A 24265-nucleotide genomic window follows, 5' to 3' on the forward strand; every position below is an offset into this window, starting at 1 on the left:
GTCACTGTGCGACGCAGCGTCAATCGGCCGTGAGCTGCTGGTAGTCGATGTTTGGAGAGCGCTCTCCCATTCGGCCCGAGGCATTGACACGATTCGAGCAAGGGTTCACAGTGACCGGATGAGAGAGCGCTCTCTCATCGCCTCGCAACACACTGGTCACCCGAGCGACACGAATGGAGCTCTTTATGGATTGGTCGGCACCCGCCCCCGGCCATCGACGTCTCACCCGATTTACGGCCAGCCGGCGCGCGGTGCGCACCGGCGCCATCGTCACCGCGGTGGCCGCGATGCTGTGTACCTACATCGTCCTGGTCGTGACCCGCGCCGACGCCGCGGAGACCCTGCTGTCGCAGGGTAAGCCCACCACCGCGTCCTCGATCGAGAACGCCGGCACCCCCGCCGCCAGCGCCACCGACGGCAACGCCGGGACCCGCTGGTCCAGCGCGTACAGCGACCCGCAGTGGATCCAGGTCGACCTCGGCTCCACGCAGGCCATCACCCGGGTCGCCCTGAACTGGGAAGCCGCGTACGCGACCGCGTACCAGATCCAGACCTCCGCCAACGGGACCACCTGGACCAACGTCTACACCACGACCACCGGCACCGGCGGCAACCAGAGCCTGCCCGTCTCGGGCTCCGGCCGTTACGTGCGGGTCAACACCACCGCCCGCGCCACGCAGTACGGCGTGTCGCTGTGGGAGTTCCAGGTCTTCGGTGGCTCCACCCCGCCCGGCACGTGTGGCACCGCCAATGCCGCGCTGGGCAAGACCTACAGCGCCTCCTCGACGGAGAACGCCGGCACCCCCGCGTCGTCCGCCTTCGACGGCAACAACGGCACCCGCTGGTCCAGCGCCGCCAGTGACCCGCAGTGGGTCCAGGTCGACCTCGGCTCCACGCAGGTCATCTGTGGCGTGACGCTGAACTGGGAGGCCGCGTACGCGACGGCCTACACGATCCAGGTCTCCACCAACGGCACCACGTGGACGACGATCCACACCGCCACCGGCTCGACCGGCGGCGTGCAGACGCTCACGGTCACCGGCACCGGCCGGTACGTGCGGATGAACGGCACCGCCCGGGCCACCCAGTGGGGCTACTCGCTGTGGGAGTTCCAGGTCCGCGTGCAGGGCGTGCCGTCGACCACCAACGACGTGCCGAGCAGCCCGAGCAACAGCCCGAGCAGCCCGAGCAGCAGCCCCAGCGGCAGCACCAGCACCCCGCCCGGCACCAACGTGCTGCTGTCGTACAAGAAGCCGGCGTTCGCGTCGACCTCGCAGAACGACACCAACTGCAACCCGTGCACGCCGGACAAGGCGTTCGACAACGATCCCGCCAGCCGCTGGGCGACGAACCCGGTGGGCGGCTGGGTCGACCCGGGCTGGATCTACGTCGACCTCGGCGCCACGGCGCAGATCAAGCAGGTCGTGCTGCAGTGGGACCCGGCCTACGCCGTGGCCTACCAGATCCAGACGTCGGCGGACGCGACCAACTGGACGCCGATCTACACCACCACGACCGGTAAGGGCTTCAGGGAGACCCTGACGGTCAACGGCACCGGCCGTTACGTCCGGATGTACGGCACCGCCCGCTCCAACGGCTACGGCTACTCGCTGTGGGAGTTCAAGGTGTACGGCACGGGTGGCGCCCCGGTGCAGCCGCCGGCGTTCCCGGCCGACCCGGTGTTCCCGGCCACCAACCTGGTGTGGGCGGACGAGTTCAACACCGGCACCAACGTCGACACGTCCAAGTGGACGGTCGACCCCGGCACCGGCCAGAACGGTGAGATCCAGTACTACACCAACCTGGAGAACACCTCCATCCAGGGCGGCTCGCTGGTCATCGAGGCCCGCAAGCAGACCCTCGGCGGCCGGGACTACACCTCCGGCCGGATCAACACCAGCAACAAGTTCTCCACCCAGTACGGCCGCGTCGAGGCCCGGATCAAGGTCCCGAAGGGCAACGGCCTCTGGCCCGCCTTCTGGATGATGGGCACCGACTTCCTGCAGGGCCGGCCCTGGCCGTACAACGGCGAGATCGACATCATGGAGATCCTCGGCAAGAACACCAGTGAGATCTACTCGACGCTGCACGCGCCGGCCTACAACGGCGGTGGCGGCTACGGCCAGAAGATCACCACGGTCGACCTGTCGCTGGACTACCACACCTACTCGACCGAGTGGGACAGCAAGCACATGACGTTCCGCGTCGACAACCAGATCATCCTGGTCGCCAACAAGGACACCGTCGAGACGACCCGCGGTCCGTGGGTCTACGACCACCAGTTCTACCTGATCCTCAACCTTGCGGTCGGTGGAGACTTCCCCGGCCCGATCGACGCGACCACACCGTTCCCGTCCCGGATGTACGTCGACTACGTGAGGGTTTACAAATGAGTACGGTCCTGGGGAGAGGCCTGGTCAGGAAGAGCCTGATCGGGTTGGCGCTCACGGCGCTGATTGGCACGTACGTCGCGACGCGGGCCCTCGGGTCCGCGGACGCGGCCGAACTTCCGATCTCGCAGGGGAAGCCGGTCACGGCGTCCTCGGCGGAGAACGGCGGATCCGCCGCCGCGAACGCGGTTGACGGCAACGCCGGCACGCGGTGGTCGAGCACGTTCAGTGACCCGCAGTGGCTGCAGGTCGACCTGGGCGCACCGGCCACGATCACCAGGGTGGTGCTGAACTGGGAGGCCGCGTACGCCCGCGACTTCACCATTCAGACGTCGGCCAACGGCACCTCGTGGACGACGATCAACACCACCGTCAACGGCACCGGTGGGGTGCAGACGCTCAACGTGGCCGGTTCCGGCCGGTACGTGAAGCTGAACACCACCCGCCGGGCCACGCAGTACGGTGTCTCGCTCTGGGAGTTCCAGGTGTTCGGGACCGGTGGCTCCACGCCGACCGGTGGCCCGACCGGCAACCCGACCATCCCGCCGGGCGCGGTCCGGGTCGCGGAGTTCCTCGCCGACTGCCCGTTCTCGCACCGGCTGCCGGACGACCCGATCGTCTTCCCCGGCCTGCCCGGCGCGTCGCACATGCACAGCTTCTTCGGTAGCACCGTCACCAACGGCAACACGACGGTCAACGACCTCGCCAACGGCCCGAGCAACTGCAACCCGGCCGTCGACAAGTCCTCGTACTGGGTGCCCACCCTGTACCAGGACGGCGTGGCGAAGGAGCCGGTGATCACCACGTTCTACTACCTCGGTGAAGGGGTCAACGACGCCGTTCGCGAGAACACCCAGTCGCTGCCCTTCGGGCTGCGGATCGTCGCCGGCAACGCCAAGGCGACCGCACCCGACGCCACGACCATCTCCCGCTGGTCCTGCCTGCACCACAACGAGTCCGGCGCGGGGAAGGACTTCATCAACTGCCCGGCCGACTCGATGCTGGAGTCCTACCTGGACTTCCCGCAGTGCTGGAACGGGCGTGACCTGGACTCGGCCGACCACAAGAGCCACATGGCCTACCCGGTCAACGGCGCCTGCCCCGCCACGCACCCGGTAGCGGTGCCGAAGCTGCGGCAGGTCCTGCGGTACCCGGTGAACGGTGACCCGTCGCGCATCCGGCTCAGCTCGGGTGCCGGGTTCACCATGCACGGCGACTTCTTCAACGCCTGGCCGCAGGCCGAGATGGACCGCCGGGTCAACTTCTGCATCCGCCTGAAGGTCAAGTGCGGCGCCAACGGGCAAGCGTAACCACCGTATCCACTGTTTCCACCTAGGAACCGGCCGTGGATGGACGTGCCTCAGTTGCCGTCCATCCACGGCTCCCTTTTCTCACCGCGCGGGGGCACGATCTACCGTGAGAACCATGACGGGCAGCGACACGCGACCACCCACCCTGGAACAGGTCGCCAACTACGCCGGGGTGTCCCGCGCCACGGTCTCCAGGGTGATCAACGGCGTGCAGACCGTCGACCCCGAACTGCGGCGCACCGTCGAGCGCGCGATCGCCGCGACGGGCTACGTGCCCAACCTCGCCGCCCGGTCACTGGTCACCCGGCGCACCGACTCGATCGCCCTGGTCGTGTCCGAGCCGGAGAACCGCGGCTACGAGACCCCGTTCCTCACCCGCACGTTCACCGACCCCTACCTGGGCCGGGTCACCGCGGGCGCGCAGGAGGTCCTCCGCCCGCTCGGCATCCACCTGGTCATCTTCCTCGCCGACCCGCCCGCCCGTGAGCACGTCATGCGATACCTGCGGCAAGGCCACGTCGACGGCGCCCTGCTCATCTCGAGCCACGTCGACGACCCGTTACCCGGCCAGCTGGTCGACCTCGGCGTGCCGTGCGTCCTGTCCTGCCGCCCCGGCCAGCCTGTGCACACCAGCTACGTCGACGTCGACCAGCGCGCCGGCGTCCGCATGGCCGTCGACCGCCTGGCGTCCCTGGGTCGCCGCTGCATCGCCACCATCACCGGCCCCCTGGACATGCCGGCCGCCCAGGACCGCTTGGCCGGCTTCCGCGCGGCCGTCGCCGCCCACGGCCAGACCCACGCCCCCTACGTCGAGGGCGACTTCACCCGCGGCGGCGGCGAGCGCGCGGCCCGCGCCCTGCTCGCCGAGCACCCCGAGGTCGACGGCGTCTTCGTCGCCAACGACCTCATGGCCGACGGCGCCCTGCGCGTCATCCAGGAGTCCGGCCGCAGCGTCCCCGGCGACGTCGCCGTCATCGGCTTCGACGACAGCACCGCCGCCCTGGAGTGCCACCCGCCGCTGAGCACCGTCCGCCAGCCGGTCGAGGAGATGGCGGGGGAGATGGCCCAGCTGCTGCTGACCCGCATCCGCGAACCCGGCCGCTCCCCGCGCTCCGTCATCTTCAACCCGGAACTGATTCTGCGCGCCTCCGCCTGACCGTTCTCCGCATCTCCATCGACATGCTCCGCAGTGAGCCCTGCGTGACCGTCGAGTTCAGGACGTGCTCGAACAGTGTGTGCTCCTCGCCGGGTGTCCGTTGTCCGGAATCGGGTCAGCTGCCAGCGACTTCGAGGGCAAGTACCCTCGCGTCAGTACAGAACATTGCCGCCCGGCGGACTAGTTGAAGGTGCCGACTCGGAAGGTCCAGTTTGCGTCGGTACCTGGCAAGACAATGTTTCCCGCCTGCAGATATTGGTTGAAGTTGGTTCCGTTCAGGACGTGAACGACGGTGTTGCCGCCACCCGGATTTCGGTTGATGGCCCAGACGTCCGAGCGGCCGTCACCGTTAAGATCGCCGAGAGTGAAGTCCCAAAGCGTATTGGTCTGAATCAGGGCTGACCCACTGTTGGCAAGGTACAAGCCCCAGTTGGCACCGTTGATGACATGGACAGCCGTGCTGTTGCTGCCGACGTCTTGCCGGTTGATGGCGTAAATGTCCGGCAGGCTGTCGCCGTCATACTTCCCGACGCCAAATGCCCAGTTGGAGTCGGTCGCCGGCAGCACGATGTTGCCGACCTGAAGGTACTGGCCCCAGTTGGCGCCGTTGATGACGCGCACTTCGGTGTGACTCGTGCCCGGCGCCCGATTGATGGCGTAGACGTCTGCCGTCCCGTCGCCGTTGAAATCCCCGAGTGCGAAACTCCAATCTTGACCTACCCCCGGCAGAACAATGCTGCCCGCCTGGAGGTATTGCATGGGATTGAGACCGTTGAGCACGTGCACGACCGTGTTGCTGCCGCCCGGATTGCGGTTGAAGCTCCAGACATCGTCACGGCCATCGTGGTTGAGGTCGCCGACGGCGAAGTCCCAAAGGGCGTTGGTTTGAATCAAGGCCGAGCCGGTGTTCATGAGGTACTGGCCCCAGTTGCCGCCGTTCACGATGTGGACGGCCGTGCTGCTGCTTCCGATGTCCTGCCGGTTGACGGCGTAGATGTCGGCGGGGTTACCGCCGCTCGGCAAGTCCTTGAAATGGATAAAATGGTTCGGCCAGTCAGCACTGCCGGGCGTGATGGTCTTCCAGCTGAATGGACCGGCCGACCAGACATCTTGCGAGACCGTGACGGACCCGTCGGCGTTGACAGACTCGACGTATGCCACGTGCCCTGACGGACGGGTCGGGCCGACGTCCCATTGAGCGACGGCGCCGCGGCTGGACGCACCGTTGACGAGCACGCCGTGCGCGCTGGCAGTGTTGTCCCAGTCCGAGCCGTTGCCCAACTGGTAGCCCGGCGGGGAAGCGCCGTTGACCGTCTGGAGAACGTAGGCAACGTAATTTGTGCAGTTGTGGCCGACGACGGCTCCCCAGTAGCTGGAGCCATAGTTCGGACCGAAGCCATGATCGGTGTAACCAGCGGTGGTGCAAGTGCTGTAGCTCACGCCACTGCACAGTGTGGTGTCTGCGAGCGCCGGTGGGGCGTTGACCGCGACGGCGCCTCCGGTCAGCATTGCCGTCAGTAGCGAGAAGCGTAGACCTGTTTTCCCGCGCTTCGTGGACTGAAATCTTGTCGTTGTCATGTGGCTTCCTTCTGAGCGCGAAACGTTTGGAAGGAAGAGCCGTCCACACTCGCAAGTGCGGCCGTCGCCGCCAGTGCCGTCCCCCGTGCCTACCTGACGGACAGCAGCGGCAAACCGCGATAACGGCATGGCATGGCATCGCCTCGCGGGCGACAAGGGGGCGGTTGGGACCAAAGCCGGCGCCCGCAAGATTGAATGCGCGGACATCGGCTTGAGTGCGTGTCCGGAGGTGCTTGGTCAGGAGAGGTCCTGGCCCTTGCGGAGCAGGGGTGGGAACAGCACCGTGGCCGTGCCGCGGGTGAACAGCTGGGCGGGGCGGCCGCGGTCGCCGGTGGTGGCGCGGCCGGTCGGCTCGACGAAGCCGTCGGTGGAGGTCACCTTGCGGTGGAAGTTTCGGGGGTCGAGGCGGGTGGCCCAGACCGCCTCGTAGACGCCGCGCAGGTCGGCGATCGTGAACTCCGGCGGGCAGAACGCCGCCGCGAGCGGGGTGTACTCCAGTTTGGCCCGGGCCCGTTCGATGCCGTCGGCGAGGATGCGGCCGTGGTCGAACGCCAGCGGTGGCAGCGCGGCGACCGGGACCCAGTCCGCCGCCGCGGCGTCGCTGCCGGCGCGTGGTGACGGGGCGTCCGGCACCAGCGCGAGGTAGGCGACCGTGACGACCCGTGCGCGCGGGTCCCGGCCCGGCGTGCCGTAGCTGCCGAGCTGCTCCAGGTGCCCTGCGCCGCGCAGCCCCGTCTCCTCCACCAGTTCGCGTTCGGCGGCGTCGTCGAGGTCCTCGTCCGGCAGCACGAAGCCGCCGGGCAGCGCGCTGCCGCCCTGGAACGGCGGGATCGCCCGGCGGATGAGCAGGGCGCACAGGGCGCCGTCGCGGATCGTCAGCATCACCAGGTCGACGGTCACGGCGAATGTCATGTATTTATCACCACATTGACGAGAAACGGTGACGACTTATATCGTCAGTACGACGATAACTTACAGGGGAGGGCCATCATGGCCGACGTGACCACCCGTTTCTTCCTGCGCCACCTGCGCGGCGCGCCGACCTCCTGGGTGCGCCACCACGTCAAGGGCAAGGTGCGGCACGAGGGCATCGGCCAGTCGTTCTACTACCGGCCGCTGACCGCCGTGCTGTCCGAGGTGCCCGTCGACGACCGCGAGCTGCCGCTGCTGTTCCACGCGCGGACGGCCGACTTCGCCGACGTCACGGTGCAGGCGACGGTCACCTACCGGATCAGTGCCCCCGACGTCGCCGCGTCCCGCCTCGACTTCTCCGTCGATCCCGAGGCCGGATCGTGGCGCGGCCAGCCCCTGGACCAGGTCGCCACGCTCCTCGCGGAGCTCGCCCAGCAGCCCGCCCTGGACCTCCTCGCGCGGCTGACCCTCACCGACGCGCTGACCTCGGGGATCGCCCCGGTGCGGGAGGCGGTCGCCGAGGCACTCGGCGGCGACCCGCGCCTCACTGACACCGGCGTCGACGTCGTCAGCGCCCGCGTCGTCGCGATCCGCCCCGAGCCGGACCTGGAGCGGGCCCTGCAGACCCCGACCCGGGAGGCGGTGCAGCAGGAGGCGGACCGGGCCACGTACGCGCGCCGCGCCCGCGCCGTCGAGCAGGAGCGCACCATCGCCGAGAACGAGCTGCAGAGCAAGATCGAGCTGGCCCGGCGGGAGCAGCAGCTGGTCGAGCAGCACGGCGCCAACGCCCGCCGCAAGGCCGAGGTCGACGCCGCCGCGGCGCTCGTCGCGGCGCAGGCCGTCGCCGAGCGCGAGCAGGTCGCGGCGACCGCCGCCGCGGAACGGTCCAAGGTCACCGCGCTCGCCGACGCGGAGCGGGCCCGCCTCACCGCGGCGGCCGAGGCCGACGCGGACCGGGTCCGCACCGAGGCCCGCGCCGCGGGGGTCCGCGCCGTCGGGCTCGCCGAGGCCGAGGCGGAGACCGCGCGCCTGGCGGCGTACCGGGACCTGCCGCCCGGTGTCCTGCAGGCCCTGGCGCTGCGCGAGCTCGCCGGCAACCTGCCCGAGATCGGCCAGCTGACGGTCACCCCGGACGTGCTGACCGGCCTGGTCAACCGGCTCGGCGGGCGGTCGTGAGCGCGGCGTCGCGGCGGACCGTCATGGCCCGCCGCTGGTCCGCGGTCCACCGGATCGTGCGCACCAGGCGTCGCCGCCTGCACCTGCCCGCCGCCGACCCGAAGGAGCGCATCGCATGAGCACGTGGGCAGGGCCGTCGTGAGCACTCTCGCGCCCAGGGTGGTGCTGGTGTCGCGGCGCAGCGAGCTCGACGAGCTGCTCGGCCGGCACGGCACCCGCGCCGCCGCCGCGTATTTCCTGCGCCAGCGGGGCCGCGACCTCGACGAGGTCGCGGCCCGGCACGCCGCCCAGCAGGCCGCGCTCACCGCCGCCGGGGCGGCCGTGCCCGCCGACTGGCGCCGCGGCCACCTCGACCGGGCCGACCTGTCGCGGTTCCTGTTCGCGCCGGAGGACGTCGTCGTCGCCGTCGGGCAGGACGGCCTGGTGGCGAACGTCGCCAAGTACCTCGACGGGCAGCCGGTGATCGGCGTCAACCCGGCACCGGAGCGCAACCCGGGCGTGCTCGTACGCCATGCGCCCACGGCACTGCGGCGCCTGTTGCGGGACCTGCCCGGCCTGCCGGTGCAGGATCGCACGATGGTGTCCGCCGCCCTCGACGACGGCCAGGAGCTGCTCGGCCTCAACGAGATCTACTTCGGGCACGTGACGCACCAGTCGGCCCGCTACACACTGTCCACATCGGACGGTGCACGGGAGCGGCACTCGTCCTCGGGGGTCGTCGCCGGCACCGGGACGGGCGCGACCGGCTGGTGCTCCTCGATCGCCCGGCAGCGCGCCGACGCGCCCGCCAGCCCCGCGCCCGGTGAGCCGGCGCTGACCTGGTTCGTGCGGGAGGCGTGGCCGTCGCCGGCGACAGGTGTCACGCTGACCAGCGGCCGCCTCGACGGCACCGAGACCCTGGAGCTGGCGAGCGAGGGTGAGGGCCTCGTCGTGTTCGCCGACGGCCTGGAAGCCGACCGCCTCGAGCTGTCCTGGGGGCAGCGCGTCACGATCGGCGTCGCCGCCAGAAAACTGCGTCTCGTCATGTGACCTGCGGTGTGACACCATCTCTGGCCATGATCCGTGAACGGCTGCACGACCACGCGGTGCTGCTGCACCGCCAGGGCAAGGACGACCCGCTGCCCGCCGGTGGCGAGCCGTATCCCGACGATCAGCGCCCGCGCACACCCATCGGGCCCGACGCCCGGCGGGTCGGCGCGGACGTCGCCGCGATCCTCGACAAGCACTTCGCCGAGCCGGCCGCCGCGCCCAGGGCGCTCGTCGGCGCGTTCGACGCGGTGTACGTGCCGGTCCACGACAACGAGCACGTCGCCGCCGCGGCGCTGCGGGCGGGCCGCAAGCGGGTCCGGCGGACCGGCCGGTGGCTGGTGCGGCACGGCGTCGACCGGCGCGAGGTCGCCGTCGGGCTGGCGCTGCTCGGCACCGAGGCGACCACGTCGGACAAGGACATCGAGCTCATCCGCACGATCGGGCTGCTGTCCGCCGAGTTCGGCGCCCTCGCCGTCGAGTCGCTGCGGCACCGCGGCGACGCCGGCATCGAGGCGCTGCTGTGGCTCGCCGCGCGGACCACCGGCTGGGGCCGGGTGCACGCGATCGAGGCGCTGTGCACCGTCGCGGTCCTGCCCGAGGTGCGCGACTGGCTGCTGCGGCACGCCTGCGCCGGCGACGACCTCGACGCGGTCACCGCCGGCGCCGTCGCGACCGCCGCGCACCTGCACGCCGCGATCATCGCCGAGGACGCCGACGACGAACTCGTCGACCACGCCGGGGCGCTGCTGCGGGCCATGGCCGACGGCTCGGCGCTGGGGATGCGCCTGGCCGACTACCCGCCGGCCCGCTACGTCCTCGCCGCGCACGCCCGGCGCCTCGCGCGGCAGAAGCCGACATGGGACCGCTACGCGGCGGCCGCCGTCATCGCCGACCGGATCGCCCGCCTCGAACCCGAGCAGCTCGGCTGCACGAAGAAGCAGCGGGAGCGGCTCGTCGAACGCTACGAGAAGATTCTGCGCCAGCGGCGCTGGCAGGCGGTCGTCCCGCGGCGCAAGGCCAAGCGCAAGGCCAAGTCCGCCGCCACCCGCCGCCGCACCACGTCCCGCCGCACCGGCCGTTAGGGTCCGACGTCAACGGGTGGCGCGTCGCCGACGAGTGCGTCGAGCCACGTGACCAGCCGTACACTTCGGACCTTGATCGTGTAGAACTTGTCGAACTCGAAGAGCCCGTGATCGTCGCCGGGTGCGGTGTAGCTGTGCAGCCGCACCCCGGCCGCCTCGATCGCCGTCTCGTTGGCGGTGATCACGTCGAGGGTGCTGCCGCTCGCCCACGGGGCCAGCTCCGACGCGGCGTGCGGGTCGTAGGCGAAGTCGAACCGGCCCAGCACCAGCTCCGGATTGTGCCGACCGGCCTGGATCCAGAACCGGGGGACGCCCCAGTCGCGCGCGGTCAGGCCGTCGACCGCCCAGGCGGGCACGGCCTTGTAAGCGCCCCACCGCGCGTCGAGGACGTCGGCGTTGAAGCCGGGGTGGTCCGGCCAGGCGCCGGACTGGGCGCCGAACACCGTCACCCTCGCCTTCGGCAGCAGGTCGGCGACGAGCCCGCCGTAGATGGGCGCGGCGACCGACCCGGCGGTCTTGCCGACGACCACGACCTCGGTGGCGCCGGGATAGTGCGCGGCGAGGTAGGCCAGCGCGGCCGTGCCGTTCACGTAGCCGCGATGTTGGACCGTCAGCTCCGGGGTGTACGCCTGAGCGACGTCACCCAGGTGCGCGTCGCCGGTGCAGGAGCTGACATAGAGGTAGGAGAAGTTGGCGAAGGGGTTGTCGCCGCGGGTGACGTCGAACATCCCGCTGCGGTTCTCCGGTTCCACGCCCCGGGAGCTCCAGTCGTAGAAGTCGCTCTCGCCGTGCTCGCCGGTGAAGGCGCAGGTCTTCGCGTCCCAGCAGACGCCGCCACCGTTGAGGAAGAGCACGACCCTGGCCGGGTCGGCCCGGCGCTCCCAGAACGCGAACTCGCTGCCGTCGGCGCACTGGCAGTCGCCGGCCGGCACGACCCGGGCCCACTCCAGCCCTTTCTCCGTGCGGCCCAGCAGGGCGATGCCGCCGGTGAGCAGCGCGCACGCCAATGCGGCCAGCAGCACGGCTCTGAGCTTCGTCATACGTCCCAGGCTGCGCGGCGCGGCAACGGCCGCGCACCTGCCCGAGGTCATGTCCCGGACCATGACTTCCGACGGGTTCTCCGGCGGTGCCACGCGCCCTAAGGTGAGGCCGGTATGAGCATTCCCGCGGTGCTGCGCCGGCCGAGCCTGCAGGACGCCGGCCTCGCCGCCCTGCTGCTGATCGGCTCGCTGGTGGGCAACGGCGCCACGACCGGCGTCATGGGCGGCCCGCCGGCGGCCCGCTGGATCCTGATCGGGATCTGCGTCGCCGCCGTGGCGGTGCGCCGCCGGTGGCCGGTCCCGGCGCTCGCCGCGGCGTCGCTCGCCGCCGTGGCGCAGATGGCCCTCGCCGAGACCCCGGCGCCCGCGGACCTGGCCGTGCCGATCGCGATGTACACCCTTGCCGTGCGGCGGCGGCGCGCGGTGTCGCTCACGCTGCTCGGCGCCGCCCTGGTCGCGGTGACGGCCTGGATGGCGTACGTGGCCCTCGACGGCCGCCCCGACGGCTGGCTGGACCGGTCGGCCATGGACGCCGCGCCGCGCCGCGACCCGGAGGACCTGCCGCCGCCGGTCGGGGAGCCCACGACGTTCGGGCCGACGGACTGGGGCGGGCTCCCGGTCCTCGGCCCCCTGCTGGTCGTCGCGTGGGCGGTCGGGTGGGGCATGCACAGCCGCCGCGCCTACCTCGGCGAGCTGGAACGCGACCGCGACCAGCGGGCCGCCCTTGCGGTGGCCGCCGAGCGGGCCAGGATCACCCGGGAGGTGCACGACGTGGTGGCGCACGCCCTGGCGGTCATCGTGATGCAGGCGCAGGGCGGCGCGGCGGCGTTCGCGAAGCGGCCCGCCGACACCCTCGCCGCCCTGGACACCATCGTGGCGACCGGCCGCGGCTCCCTGGCGGAGATGCGGCGGGTGCTGTCCGACGGGCCCGCCCGGCCCACGCCGGGCCTGGCGCAGCTGCCGGTCCTGGTCGAGCAGGTCCGGCAGGCGGGGACCCCGGTCGACCTGCACGTCTCCGGATCGCCACGGCCGTTGCCGACCGGCGTGGACGTGTCGGCGTACCGGATCGTGCAGGAGGCGCTGACCAACACCATGAAGCACGCCGGCCCCGGAGCCCGCGCCACGGTGGTGGTCGCCTACGGCAGTGCCGAGCTGCGGCTGGACGCCGGCGACGACGGCACCCGTACCCCCACCGCCGGCGGCACCGGCAACGGCCTGCGGGGCATGCGGGAACGCGCGGCGCTGCTGGGCGGCGAGGTCACCGCGGGCCCCGGGCCGGACGGCGGCTACCTGGTGCGGGCCCGCATCCCCCTGGACCCGGCGGGGACCGCATGATCCGGGTGCTGCTGGCCGACGATCAGGCGCTGCTGCGCGCCGGCTTGCGGATGATCCTGGAGAACGCCGAGGACATGGCCGTCGTCGGGGAGGCCGGCGACGGCGCCACCGCCACCGCCCTGGCCGCGGACACCGCACCCGACGTCGTCCTGATGGACATCCGGATGCCCGGGGTCGACGGCCTCGAGGCCACCCGCCGCATCCGCGCGCTGCTGCCGGACGGGCCGCGCATCCTGGTCCTCACCACGTTCGACCTGGACGAGTACGTGTACTCCGCGCTGCGGGCCGGCGCCAGCGGGTTCCTGCTCAAGGACACCCTCGCCGCCGACCTGCTCTCCGCGATCCGGGTGGTGGCCCGGGGCGAGGCGATCGTCGCGCCGCCGGTCACCCGGCGGCTGATCGAACGGCACATCGGCACCGCCGGCGACCCGCTGCCCCGGACCGAGGCCGAGCTGCGCGTCCTCACCGAGCGGGAACGCGAGGTCCTCGAACTCATCGCCCGGGGCCTGTCCAACGCGGAGATCGCCGGCCGGCTCTTCCTCACCGAGGGGACCGTGAAGGGCCACGTCAGCCGCATCCTGACCAAGCTCGGCCTGCGGGACCGGGTGCAGGCCGTGATCTTCTCCTACGAGTGCGGCCTGGTCCGCCCCGGCAGCTAGAGCCGCAGGTCGTTCGTCACCGCACGGCCCTGCCCGGACAGCATTGCGTCGAACGTGGTCGTCAGCGCGAACGGGTCCGCGACCACCGGCGCCGCCCGCCGGCCGACGAGGTCGGCGAGCTCCCGGCCGGCGCGGTCGATGCGCCGGTGCAGGGTCGCGTCGCCGCCGGCGGCCCAGTCCTCCGTGGCGGCGAACACCGACGTCGGCGCCACCACCGCGTGCAGGTACGTGAACATCGGCCGCAGCGCGTGCTCGAGGGCCAGGGAGTGCCGGGCGGTGCCACCGGTCGCGCCGAGCAGCACCGGCTTGTCGGTGAGCACGTCGTCGCCGAGCACGTCGAAGAACGACTTGAACAGGCCGCTGTAGGAGGCGTTGAAGATCGGCGACACGGCGATCAGCCCGTCGGCGGCCGCGACCGCGTCCAGGACGTCCTTGAGCGCCGGCGCGGGGAAGCCGGTCAGCAGGTGGTCGGTGATCTCGTGCGCGTGGTCGCGCAGCTCCACCACCCGCACGTCGGCGCCCGCGTCCAGTGAGCTGGCGGCCGCCGCCGCGAGCCGGTCCGCGAGGAGCCGGGTCGACGACGGCTGGCTGAGCCCGGCGGCGATCACCACGAGATGCTTCATGCGCCCACCTTCTCCGTGTTCTCCTGCGCGGCCGTGTTCTGCTGCGCCGCCTTGCTCTCCTGCGCCGCCTTCAGCGAGGCGTGCGTGGGTGCGTCCGGCACGTGCGCGGGGCGGCCGACCGCGAACTCCTTGCGCAGCACCGGCACGACCTCCTCGCCGAGGATGTCGAGCTGCTCCAGGACCGTCTTCAGCGGCAGGCCCGCGTGGTCGAGCAGGAACAGCTGCCGCTGGTAGTCACCGACGTACTCCCGGAACGACAGCGTCCGGTCGATGACCTCCTGCGGGCTGCCCACGGTCAGCGGGGTCTGCGCGGTGAAGTCCTCCATCGACGGGCCGTGCCCGTAGACGGGGGCGTTGTCGAAGTACGGCCGGAACTCCCGCTTGGCGTCCTGCGAGTTCTTGCGCATGAACACCTGCCCGCCGAGCCCCACGATCGCCTGGTCGGCGGAGCCGTGCCCGTAGTGCTCGAAGCGCTGCCGGTACAGCCCGACCATGCGAGCGGTGTGCTCCTTGGGCCAGAAGATGTGATTCGCCAGGAAGCCGTCGCCGTAGTAGGCGGCCTGCTCGGCGATCTCGGGGCTGCGGATCGAGCCGTGCCACACGAACGGCGGGACGCCGTCGAGCGGGCGCGGGGTCGCCGTGAAGCCCTGCAGCGGGGTGCGGAAGTTGCCCTCCCAGTCCACCACGTCCTCGCGCCACAACCGGCGCAGCAGCGCGTAGTTCTCCACCGCGAGGGCGATGCCGTTGCGGATGTCCTGGCCGAACCACGGGTACACCGGCCCGGTGTTGCCACGGCCCATCACGAGGTCCACCCGGCCGTCGGCCAGGTGCTGCAGCATCGAGTAGTCCTCGGCGATCTTCACCGGGTCGTTGGTCGTGATCAGCGTGGTCGCGGTCGACAGCTGCAGCCGGCTGGTCCTCGCCGCGATCCAGCCGAGCATCGTGGTCGGCGACGACGGCACGAACGGCGGGTTGTGGTGCTCGCCGAGCGCGAACACGTCCAGGCCGACCTCCTCGGCCTTGAGCGCGATCGTCACCATCGCCTTGACCCGCTCAGCCTCCGTCGGCACCCGGCCGGTGGTCGGGTCCTGGGTGACGTCACCGACGGTGAACACTCCGAACTGCATCTCGCACGCTCCAAGCTCTCCTGGGTCTGACGGGCAGTAGAACATAGCTGCCGAGTCAAACATTCCGCCGGTGAACTATCGCATGGCGGGAGCGGGGCGGCTGTAACGCACACCACGGGCCCCGGCTCGGCGAAGCCGGAGCCCGTGGCAGCACCGGGTCAGGCGGCGGCCTGCGGCGTGCGGCGCCCCTGCAGCAGCGTCGCCACCCCCAGGACGGTGGCGACCAGGCTGACGGTGAGCCCGATCAGGCCGCCCTCCATGCCCACGGCGACGCTGACGACGGCACCGATCAGGTTCACCACGGCGACCGCGGCGACGGCCGGCGCGCCCCACGACGCCTTGGCCAGCAGCGCGACCGCGGCGACGATGCCCAGCACGCCGAGCAGGCTGATCAGGTAGCGGACCGGCAGGGCGAGATCGGCGCCGCCGTCGTCGAACGCGAACGGCAGGTTCATCAGCGAGATGACGACGGTGGCGAACGCGGCGGTGTACCGGACGATCCTCATGGCTTCTCCTCAATGGTTGTCGAAGTCCACTGAGCGTGCGGGCGCGGCCGTGCCCCGGCCCAGGGCCGCCGGTCCCGCCCCGCCGGGAGGAACTCCCGCCCCCGCGGGAAGACCGGCCATTGCCGCACCGGCCGGCCGGGCGCGATGCTCATTCGCATCGACACCGCCCGCGAACCCAGCCCCGCCGCCGCCCGATGCGCGGCGGCGACCCTGGCCGTCGTCATCGTCGGCGTCGTGCTGCTGCTCACCCGGGTGGCCGAGGGGCGCGCCTGGCCCGCCGAAGGGCCCTTGCCGTGGCTGGAGTCGCTCGCCACGATGGTGTCCTACGGCGTCGCCGGTGCCGTGCTCGTCCAGCGCCGGCCGGACCTGCCGTTCGGCTGGCTGCTCGCCGGCGCCGCGGTCCTGATCGTCGTGCAGGTCGCGGCGGTGCCCCCGGCGTACGAGGCGGCGAGCCGCGGCGCCGACGGCCTCCTGGTGCGGTGCGGGCTGGCCGCCTCCAGCCTCGGTTTCCTGCCGATCGCCGTGCAGGGCCTGATCAACGTCCGGTTCCCGTCGGGCCGGCCGGCCACGTGGCGGGGCCGGGTCCTGGAGGTCGCGCTGATCACCGGGACGGTCCTCGTCGTCGCCGGCGCCGGCGGCGTGATCGCGTTCACCGCGCCCGACGTGGACGGCCTCGAGCCGCATGGCGCCGTCGGCGCGGCCCTGATGGTGCTCGCGCCAGGCGTCGTGCTGCTCGGCCTGGTCGCCGGGCTCGGCGTCGTCGTGCGTTACCTGCGGGCCCGCGGCGTCGAACGCCAGCAGCTCAAGTGGCGCGCCGCCGGCGTCATCGGCGCCCTGGTCCTCTTCCCGTTCGCGGTCACCGAGCACTTCAGCGTGTTCAACGTCCTCGACCCGGTGCTGTTCGTGCTCACGCTCGCCGTGCCGGTGCTGCGCTACCGGCTCTGGGCGATCGACACGATCGTGGCGCGGTCCGCCGTCTACGCGTCGGTCACGGTGCTGCTCGCCTGCGCGTACCTCGGCGTCTCCGCGCTGCTCGTGCGGTTCGCCGCCGACCGGCTCGCCGCCCCGGTCGCCGCCGCCGCGATCGTGCTGCTGTTCGCGCCGCTGCGGGCCCGGGTGCAGCGGGTCGTGCAGCGGCTGTTCTACGGCGACCGCAGCGACCCGTACCGCACGCTGCGGGAGCTCGGCCGGCGGCTGAACGCCGTCCCGCACCGCGACGTGCTGGGCTCCCTCGTCGAGTCGGCGGCGACGTCGCTGCGCCTGCCCTATGTCGCGATCGAGCGGGCCGACGGCGCCGTCCTCGCCGGCACCGGATCCCCCGGCGCGCTCGTCAGGCGTTGGCCGCTGCGGTACGAGCAGCGCGTCGAAGGGTTCCTCGCCGCCAGTCCACGGCGCGGTGAGGACGGCTTCGACGACCGGGACGCGGCGCTGCTCGACGACGTCGCCGGGCAGCTCGGCGTCGCCGTGCACGCGGCCGGCCTGACCGAGCAGCTGCTGCGCTCCCGGGAGCGGCTCGTCACCGCCCGCGAGGAGGAACGCCGCCGCCTGCGGCGCGACCTGCACGACGGCATCGGCCCGGTGCTCACCGCGGTCGGGCTCACCCTCGACGCCGCCGCCGCCCGGCTCGACGCCGACCCGCCCAGCGCCGCCCGGTACGTCGGCGAGGCCCGCGAGGCGACCACCCAGGCCCTCGCCGAGCTGCGGCGCCTCGTGCACGGGCTGCGCCCGCCCGCGCTGGACGAGCTCGGCCTCGTCGGCGCGCTCCGCTCGCAGGCGGACCGGCTGCGCGCCGGCGCCGGGCTCGCGGTCACCGTCACCGCCGGTGACCTGCCGGAGCTTCCCGCGGCTGTCGAGGTGGCGGTGTTCCGCATCGCGGTGGAGGCGGTCACCAACACGGTCCGGCACGGCGACGCCGGCCACTGCCGGATCCGGATCGCGGTGCGCGGGCACGACCTGGTCCTGGAGGTCGGCGACGACGGCACCGGCGGCGGGCCGTGGCAGCCGGGCGTCGGCCTGGCCGCGATGCGCGAGCGCGCCGAGGAGCTGGGCGGCACGCTGCTCGCCGGGCCGGCACCGGCCGGCGGCGCGTCCGTGACGGCCCGCTTCCCGCTCCCGCCCGGCACCTCGGCCTCGGCTGCGGCCTCGGCTGCGGCCTCGGCTGCGGCTGCGGTCCCGGCTGCGGCTGCGGTCCCGGTCCCGGCTGCGGCCCCGGTCCCGGCCTCGGCCGCGGTCCTGCCTCCGGCCGAGGTCCCGTCCCCGAGGGGCGACGCGGCGTCGGCTCCGGTGGTGGCGCCGTGACCCGGGTCCTGCTCGTCGACGACCATCCGCTGGTCCGCCAGGGGCTGCGGGCGGTGTTCGGCACGGTCGAGGACATCGAGGTCGTCGGCGAGGTCAGCGACGGCCGGGAAACCGTCCGCCGCACCGTCGAGCTCGCCCCCGACGTCGTCCTCATGGACCTGCAGCTGCCCGGCCTGCACGGCATCGAGGCGACCCGGGAGATCCTCGCCCGCCGCCCCGCGACCGCGGTCCTCGTCCTGACCATGTTCGAGGACGACGACACGGTCTTCGCCGCGGTCCGCGCCGGCGCGCTCGGCTACCTCGTCAAGGGCGCCGAGGGGCGCGACATCATCGCCGCGGTCCGCGCCGCCGCGTCCGGCCAGCCGGTCTTCGGCGCCGCCCTTGCCGGGCGGCTGCGCGACTGGTTCGCGGCCCCACCGCTGCGGGAACGGCCCTTCCCGCAGCTGACCGCGCGGGAGCTGGAGATCCTCGACCGGCTCGCGGCGGGCCTGTCCAACACCGAGATCGGGCGGACGCTGCACCTGTCGGGCAAGACGGTTGCCAACAACGTGTCGACGATCCTCACGAAGCTGCAGGTCCCGACCCGGACCCAGGCGATCGTCCAGGCCCGCGAGGCAGGCCTCGGCCGCACCCTGTGAACACCGCTTGGTTGCCGACGCGCTCGCAGCGCAGCCTTATGCAAGGAGATCACACTCCCCGCCACTTCTAACGTATAGCGCAGAGGGGGTCTTGCGGCAAGACCCGGGTCGTGGCGCAGAATCGGCGGCTGGTCCCGGCACCGACGGGGAATTGGGGGCACGACGTGGGTGTGTTGTCGATATTGGAGCTTCAGGAGATCGACGCGACGCAGGTCGCGGTCGTCGGCGGCAAGGGCGCGCACCTGGGGGAGCTGTCGCGGATCGACGGCATCCGCGTGCCGGCCGGCTTCTGCGTGACGACGGACGCCTTCCGGCAGGTCATGGCGGACGCGCCGGGGATCGGTGACCGGCTCGATCAGCTGGCGCGCCTGCAGCCGGACGACCGGGAGGCGATCCGCACGCTCAGCGCCCAGCTCCGCGGGATCATCGACGGCGCCGCCGTCCCGGGCGAGCTGGCGGCGGCGATCACCGGTGCGCTCGCCCGGCTCGGCGAGGACGCCGCCTACGCCGTGCGGTCCAGCGCGACGGCGGAGGACCTGCCGACGGCCTCGTTCGCCGGCCAGCAGGACACGTACCTGAACGTGGTGGGTCCGGCCGCGGTCCTGCGGCACGTCAGCCGGTGCTGGGCGTCGCTGTTCACCGAGCGGGCCGTCACCTACCGCGTGCGCAACGGCATCGACCACCGTGCGGTCCACATGGCCATGGTCGTGCAGCGGATGGTCTTCCCGCAGGCGGCCGGCATCCTGTTCACCGCCGACCCGGTCACGGGCAACCGGAAGGTCGCCACCGTGGACGCCGGCTTCGGCCTCGGCGAGGCCCTGGTCTCCGGCCTGGTGAACCCGGACGTTTTCAAGGTCCGCGACGGCGAGGTCGTCGCCAGGACGGTCGCCGCCAAGCGGCTCGCCGTGCAGGCCCTGCCGGCGGGCGGCACGCAGGAGGTGGCGATCGACCCCGAGCGGCAGGCACAGCCGGCGCTGACGGATGCGCAGGTCGTGCGGCTCGTGCGGCTGGGGCGGAAGATCGAGGCGCACTTCGGCCGCCCGCAGGACATCGAATGGTGCCTGGCCGGCGACGACTTCCAGATCGTGCAGAGCCGGCCGATCACCACCCTGTTCCCCGTCCCCGAGGCCGGCGACCAGGAGCCGCACGTCTACGTGTCCGTCGGTCATGGGCAGATGATGACCGACCCGATGAAGCCCCTGGGCCTGTCCTGCTGGCGGCTGACGGCCATGGTGGCGATGCACGAGGCCGGCGGGCGGCTCTTCGTCGACGTCACCGGGCGCCTGGCCTCGCCCGCGGGCCGCGCCGCCCTCCTGGAGGTCATGGGCAGAGGCGATCCGCTGGTCAGGGACGCGCTGGAGACCGTCCTCGACCGCGGCGACCTCGTCCCGGTGCTGCCGGACCCGGTGCCCGGCGGCGCACGGGCCGGCGGGGCACCGGTCGGCGGCGCGCCCGCCCCGATCGCGACCGATCCGGCCATCGTCACCGAGCTGATCGAGCGCAGCGAGGCGTCCATCGCCGTCCTGCGGCGCGACATCGCGACGGTGACCGGGCCGGCGCTGTTCGACTTCCTGCTGGAGGCGTTCCAGGAGCACAAACGGTCCCTCGGCGATCCGCTGAGCCTGCAGGCGATCATGGCGGGGATGGAGGCCACCTGGTGGCTCAACGACCAGCTGCGGGAGTGGCTGGGCGAGAAGAACGCGGCCGACACCCTCACGCTGTCCGCCCCCGGCAACATCACCTCGGAGATGGGCCTGGCGCTGCTCGACGTCGCCGACGTGATCCGCCCGCATCCGCAGGTGGTGGCGTTCCTGCAGGACGTGCGGGACGAGGGCTTCCTGGACGAGCTGCCGAAGCTCGCGGGCGGGACCGAGGCGCGCGACGCCATCGAGGCCTACCTCGACCGGTACGGCATGCGCTGCGTCGGCGAGATCGACATCACGAGGCCGCGTTGGCGGGAACGCCCCAGCACGCTCGTGCCCGTGATCCTCGACAACGTCAAGCTCTTCGAGCCGGGTGCGGCCGGGCGGCGCTTCGAGCAGGGACGGCAGGAGGCGCTGCAGAAGGAACAGGACGTGCTGTCCCGCCTGCGGGCCCTGCCGGACGGGGAGCAGAAGGCCGACGAGACCAAGCGGATGATCGACCGGGTCCGGACCTTCATCGGCTACCGGGAGTACCCGAAATACGGCATCATCAGCCGCTACTTCATCTACAAGCAGGCCCTGCTGGAAGAGGTCGGGCGCCTCGTGCGGGCCGGCGTGCTCGCCGAGCCGGAGGACGCCTTCTACCTCACGTTCCAGGAGCTCCACGACGTCGTGCGCACCAACCGGGTCGACGGCCCGCTGATCCAGCGGCGCAAGGACGCGTTCCGGTCGTACCACGCGCTCACGCCGCCCCGGGTGCTGACGTCGGAGGGCGAGGCCCTCACCGGGTCGTACCGGCGCGACGACGTGCCGGCCGGCGCCCTGGCCGGCGTGCCGGTCTCCGCCGGGACCGTCGAAGGGCGCGCCCGCGTCATCCTGGACATGGCCCAGGCCGACCTCGAACCGGGTGACATCCTCGTCACGGCCCACACGGACCCGAGCTGGACGCCGCTGTTCGTCGCCATCACGGGCCTGGTGACGGAGGTCGGGGGCCTGATGACCCACGGCGCGGTGATCGCACGGGAGTACGGCCTGCCCGCCGTCGTCGGTGTCATGGACGCCACCCGGCTGATCCGCGACGGGCAGCGGATCCGTGTGCACGGCAGCGACGGGTACGTCGAGCTGCTGCCCTGACGAGGGCCTCGCCGCGCACGGTGCACCCTCAGTTGCCCGCGCTCTCGTAACGGCGCAGCCCACGGGAGAAGACGAGCCACGCGACGGCCAGGCAGTACGCGGCGACGAGCGGGGTCAGCAGGCCGACCCAGGCGGTGCCGCCGCCGAGCAGGAACGTGATGGGGAAGAAGCTGACGAACGCGAACGGCAGCGCGAAGCCCAGCGCCGCCTTCAGCGCGAGGGGGTAGACCGACAGCGGGAACCGGGCGAGGTCGCCGACCTGGTGCACCGCCATCGCGAACAGCGGGCTGGGGCTCTGCATCCAGAACGACACCGAGTTCGTCGCGAGGTTGATCGCGACCTTGATGGCGATCGCGGACAGCAGCACGACCACGGCGGCCGCGACCCGGCCCGCGGACCACGCGATGTCCAGGTGGGTCAGGGCCGCGCCGAGCATGAGACCGCCGGTCACGATGTTGGACAGCCCGTTGATGCCGATCATCATGCTGCTGACCTGCAGTACCACCGGGAACGGCCGGACCATCATGTAGTCGAGGTCACCCTGGTTGATCTGCCAGGCCAGGTTCCACATGCCTTCGAAGAACAGCGAGCCGACGCCCTCCGCGATCGCCACCATCGCGAACATCGCCACCACAGCCCAGAACGACCAGCCGTTGATCTGCGGCACCTTCGCGAAGATCGCGGACAGGAACGCGACGTTGACGACCTGCATGAGGACGGTGCCGATCATCATGACCCAGAAGTCGTGCTCGTACTCCAGCAGCGAGCGCAGGTGTGCGCCGAGCAGCCGCAGGTAGAGCCGGACGGTGCGCAGCATGTCATCCCCCGTGTACGGTCAGCCGGCGCAGCGCCCGCCGGAACAGTGCCCGCGCGCCGAACCAGAACGCCAGGACCCAGCCGAGCTGGGCGACGACGAGCAGCACCGCGTGCGTGCCGGACGCCTGCCCGATGAAGATCAGCGCCGGGGTGGACGTCAGCCCCGCGAACGGCGACCACTGCGCGACGGTGGCCAGCCAGCCCGGGAAGTACACCAGCGGGACCAGCGCACCGGACAGCAGGCCGGTCACCGCCTGCCGGGCCCACAGCACGCCGACGAAGTTCTCGGTCCAGAAGCAGGCGAGGGTGCTCAGATAGACGAACGCGAACTTCAACGGCACCAGCAGCAGCATGCTCGCGGCGAACAGGCCGAGCATGGGCCCGGGCGGCGCGTCCAGGGCCCCGCTGACCGCGACGGTGACGGCGGTGACGACCGCGATGACCACCACCTCGATCCACACGCCGCCGATCGCCTCGGCGAACCGGGCCCGCTGGTAGTCGACCGGCTTCACCAGGTCCAGCGCGACCAGCCCGGAGCGGATCCGAAACGACATGCGGAAGTCGACGAGGTTGCTGACCAGGGTGCCCGAGGCGAAGGCGACGACGAGATACGCCCGCATCTGCGACCAGTCGAAGCCGCCGACCGGGCCGTCGGCGAGCAGCACCCGCCACACGGCGAGCAGCGCGACGAGCTGGAACGCGACGCCGCCGAGGGACAGCAGGAAGTTGGCACGGTACGCCAGGACGCTCAGCGCCGTGGCACGCGCGTGCGCGAGGTACGGCCTCACGACGACAGCACCAGTTCCCCGGAGTACACCCGCCGGATGACGTCCTCGATGGACGGTTCGTCGACGCCGAAGTCGACGAGATTGGCCAGCGGCGCGAGGGCGGTGACGACGTGCCCGGCGGTCATCGTGAACCGGTCGAAGCGCACCGAGAACAGCAGCGGCGTCTCCCCGGCGGTGACCGCCGCGCCGGGCAGCGCGGCCCGGACCAGGTCCAGGTCGGCCGCGGTCTCCGTCTGCACGTTGAGCAGCCGCTCGCGGGCGAATGCGTCCTTCACCGCCTCCAGGTCCCCGTCGAAGATGATCCGGCCCTCGTCGATGATGACCAGCCGCCGGCAGAAGCCCTCGATGTCGCCGAGGTCGTGGCTGGTCAGCATGACCGTGGTGCCCTCGTCGCGGACCGTGCGGAAGAACTCCCGCACCCGGTCCTTCACCGCGAGGTCCAGGCCGATCGTCGGCTCGTCGAGATACACCACCGGCGGGTCGTGCAGCAGCGCCGCGGCGAGGTCGGCCCGCATCCGCTGCCCCAGCGACAGCTTCCGGCCCAGGACCGGCAGCACCTCGCCGAGCTCCAGGACCTCCTCGAACCTGGCCATGCGCTTGCGGTAGGTGCCGTGGTCGATGCCGTAGACGTCGCGCAGGACGGCCAGGGACTCCGACACCGGCAGGTCCCACCACAGCTGGGTCCGCTGCCCGAACAGCACCCCGATGCGGTGCGACACCGCGATGCGGTGCTTCTGCGGCGACAGCCCGTCGATGCGCACCTCACCCGAGGTCGGCACCAGGATCCCGCTGAGCAGCTTCACGGTCGTCGACTTGCCGGCGCCGTTGGGCCCGACGTAGGCGACGGCCTCACCGGCTTCGATCGACAGATCGACATGGTCGACGGCGGTCTTGTCCACGAACCGCCGCACGAAGAGATGTTTGACGGCCCCCCGCATCCCTGGATCTTTGTCCGGCCTGCGGAACACCTTGGTCAGTTGTCGAGCCTCCACGAGTGCCATCGCCGCGAGCCTAGTATTTCTTCG

The 24265-nt window shown here is 71.8% G+C and carries 21 protein-coding genes; 12 read left to right on the forward strand and 9 right to left on the reverse strand.

Features of this window, described 5'->3' with window-relative positions; all coding sequences use genetic code 11:
• The first annotated feature begins 185 nt into the window (after positions 1 to 185).
• From AB0K00_RS16340 to AB0K00_RS16350, 3 genes are all read left to right on the forward strand, one after another.
• The gene (locus tag AB0K00_RS16340) at positions 186 to 2393 is read left to right on the forward strand and encodes a discoidin domain-containing protein (RefSeq protein ID WP_363521293.1); all 2208 of its coding nucleotides are present in this window, start codon (positions 186 to 188) and stop codon (positions 2391 to 2393) included.
• Positions 2390 to 3700, forward strand: a complete 1311-nt coding sequence (locus AB0K00_RS16345; RefSeq protein ID WP_363521296.1) for a DUF1996 domain-containing protein — start codon at positions 2390 to 2392, stop codon at positions 3698 to 3700. Before AB0K00_RS16340 ends, AB0K00_RS16345 begins: the two co-directional genes overlap by 4 nt.
• 115 nt (positions 3701 to 3815) lie before the next feature.
• Positions 3816 to 4856, forward strand: coding sequence for a LacI family DNA-binding transcriptional regulator (locus AB0K00_RS16350; protein WP_363521298.1), 1041 nt, complete (start codon positions 3816 to 3818; stop codon positions 4854 to 4856).
• 180 nt (positions 4857 to 5036) lie between these two features.
• Here the strand turns inward: AB0K00_RS16350 and AB0K00_RS16355 are convergent, their stop codons facing one another.
• Both AB0K00_RS16355 and AB0K00_RS16360 read right to left on the reverse strand, forming a co-directional pair.
• Entirely contained in the window at positions 5037 to 6434 is a 1398-nt protein-coding gene (locus AB0K00_RS16355) for an FG-GAP-like repeat-containing protein (protein WP_363521301.1), read from the reverse strand.
• A 237-nt stretch (positions 6435 to 6671) separates the two neighbouring features.
• Complete coding sequence (locus AB0K00_RS16360; protein WP_363521304.1) at positions 6672 to 7346, reverse strand: NUDIX domain-containing protein; 675 nt, start codon at positions 7344 to 7346, stop codon at positions 6672 to 6674.
• A gap of 78 nt (positions 7347 to 7424) precedes the next feature.
• On the opposite strand from AB0K00_RS16360, the gene AB0K00_RS16365 reads away from it, so the two are divergent.
• Genes AB0K00_RS16365 through AB0K00_RS16380 form a run of 4 tightly spaced genes read left to right on the forward strand, consistent with a single transcriptional unit; the run spans position 7425 to position 10633 of the window.
• Positions 7425 to 8522: an SPFH domain-containing protein gene (locus AB0K00_RS16365; protein WP_363521307.1), complete on the forward strand. Its 1098-nt coding sequence runs from the start codon at positions 7425 to 7427 to the stop codon at positions 8520 to 8522.
• Positions 8519 to 8641: a hypothetical protein gene (locus AB0K00_RS16370; RefSeq protein WP_363521310.1), complete on the forward strand. Its 123-nt coding sequence runs from the start codon at positions 8519 to 8521 to the stop codon at positions 8639 to 8641. Before AB0K00_RS16365 ends, AB0K00_RS16370 begins: the two co-directional genes overlap by 4 nt.
• A 19-nt stretch (positions 8642 to 8660) precedes the next feature.
• On the forward strand, positions 8661 to 9551 hold the full coding sequence (locus AB0K00_RS16375) for a hypothetical protein (RefSeq protein WP_363521313.1): 891 nt from the start codon (positions 8661 to 8663) through the stop codon (positions 9549 to 9551).
• Between the two features lie 26 nt (positions 9552 to 9577).
• Positions 9578 to 10633 (forward strand): hypothetical protein, encoded by a 1056-nt coding sequence (locus AB0K00_RS16380; protein WP_363521315.1) that lies wholly within the window; start codon positions 9578 to 9580, stop codon positions 10631 to 10633.
• On the opposite strand, the gene AB0K00_RS16385 is transcribed toward AB0K00_RS16380, so the two are convergent.
• Complete coding sequence (locus AB0K00_RS16385; protein ID WP_363521317.1) at positions 10630 to 11673, reverse strand: pectin acetylesterase-family hydrolase; 1044 nt, start codon at positions 11671 to 11673, stop codon at positions 10630 to 10632. The two genes, AB0K00_RS16380 and AB0K00_RS16385, sit on opposite strands and share 4 nt — an antisense overlap.
• A 114-nt stretch (positions 11674 to 11787) precedes the next feature.
• Here AB0K00_RS16385 and AB0K00_RS16390 point away from each other — a divergent pair, with 114 nt between their 5' ends.
• Positions 11788 to 13008, forward strand: coding sequence for a histidine kinase (locus tag AB0K00_RS16390; protein ID WP_363521320.1), 1221 nt, complete (start codon positions 11788 to 11790; stop codon positions 13006 to 13008).
• Positions 13005 to 13667, forward strand: a complete 663-nt coding sequence (locus AB0K00_RS16395; RefSeq protein ID WP_363521322.1) for a response regulator transcription factor — start codon at positions 13005 to 13007, stop codon at positions 13665 to 13667. The genes AB0K00_RS16390 and AB0K00_RS16395 overlap by 4 nt, the downstream gene beginning before the upstream one ends.
• Here the strand turns inward: AB0K00_RS16395 and AB0K00_RS16400 are convergent.
• From AB0K00_RS16400 to AB0K00_RS16410, 3 genes are all read right to left on the reverse strand, one after another.
• Positions 13664 to 14290 (reverse strand): FMN reductase, encoded by a 627-nt coding sequence (locus AB0K00_RS16400; RefSeq protein WP_363521323.1) that lies wholly within the window; start codon positions 14288 to 14290, stop codon positions 13664 to 13666. The genes AB0K00_RS16395 and AB0K00_RS16400 overlap by 4 nt on opposite strands.
• A complete protein-coding gene (locus AB0K00_RS16405; RefSeq protein ID WP_363521326.1) occupies positions 14287 to 15417 on the reverse strand; it encodes an LLM class flavin-dependent oxidoreductase in 1131 nt (376 codons plus the stop codon). Before AB0K00_RS16405 ends, AB0K00_RS16400 begins: the two co-directional genes overlap by 4 nt.
• Before the next feature lie 158 nt (positions 15418 to 15575).
• Positions 15576 to 15923 carry a hypothetical protein gene (locus AB0K00_RS16410; RefSeq protein WP_363521328.1) on the reverse strand — a complete coding sequence of 116 codons (348 nt, stop codon included), beginning with the start codon at positions 15921 to 15923 and terminating at the stop codon, positions 15576 to 15578.
• A gap of 144 nt (positions 15924 to 16067) precedes the next feature.
• Between AB0K00_RS16410 and AB0K00_RS16415 the strand changes: the two genes are divergently transcribed.
• The 3 genes from AB0K00_RS16415 (at position 16068) to rph (ending at position 21636) form a co-directional block, all read left to right on the forward strand.
• Positions 16068 to 18221 (forward strand): sensor histidine kinase, encoded by a 2154-nt coding sequence (locus tag AB0K00_RS16415; protein WP_363521331.1) that lies wholly within the window; start codon positions 16068 to 16070, stop codon positions 18219 to 18221.
• Positions 18218 to 18859: a response regulator transcription factor gene (locus AB0K00_RS16420; protein ID WP_363521334.1), complete on the forward strand. Its 642-nt coding sequence runs from the start codon at positions 18218 to 18220 to the stop codon at positions 18857 to 18859. Before AB0K00_RS16415 ends, AB0K00_RS16420 begins: the two co-directional genes overlap by 4 nt.
• Positions 18860 to 19032: 173 nt before the next feature.
• Positions 19033 to 21636, forward strand: a complete 2604-nt coding sequence (gene rph, locus AB0K00_RS16425) for a rifamycin-inactivating phosphotransferase (RefSeq protein WP_363521624.1) — start codon at positions 19033 to 19035, stop codon at positions 21634 to 21636.
• 28 nt (positions 21637 to 21664) lie between these two features.
• Here the strand turns inward: rph and AB0K00_RS16430 are convergent, their stop codons facing one another.
• From AB0K00_RS16430 to AB0K00_RS16440, 3 genes are read right to left on the reverse strand one after another with little or no spacing between them, the layout of a single operon-like run.
• On the reverse strand, positions 21665 to 22453 hold the full coding sequence (locus AB0K00_RS16430; RefSeq protein WP_363521337.1) for an ABC-2 family transporter protein: 789 nt from the start codon (positions 22451 to 22453) through the stop codon (positions 21665 to 21667).
• Position 22454: 1 nt separating this feature from the next.
• The gene (locus AB0K00_RS16435) at positions 22455 to 23240 is read right to left on the reverse strand and encodes an ABC-2 family transporter protein (RefSeq protein ID WP_363521339.1); all 786 of its coding nucleotides are present in this window, start codon (positions 23238 to 23240) and stop codon (positions 22455 to 22457) included.
• Positions 23237 to 24241 (reverse strand): ATP-binding cassette domain-containing protein, encoded by a 1005-nt coding sequence (locus AB0K00_RS16440; RefSeq protein WP_363521342.1) that lies wholly within the window; start codon positions 24239 to 24241, stop codon positions 23237 to 23239. Before AB0K00_RS16440 ends, AB0K00_RS16435 begins: the two co-directional genes overlap by 4 nt.
• Positions 24242 to 24265 lie beyond the last annotated feature (24 nt).

The organism is Dactylosporangium sp. NPDC049525, assembly GCF_040676755.1.
In the GTDB taxonomy this organism is placed as follows: domain Bacteria; phylum Actinomycetota; class Actinomycetes; order Mycobacteriales; family Micromonosporaceae; genus Dactylosporangium.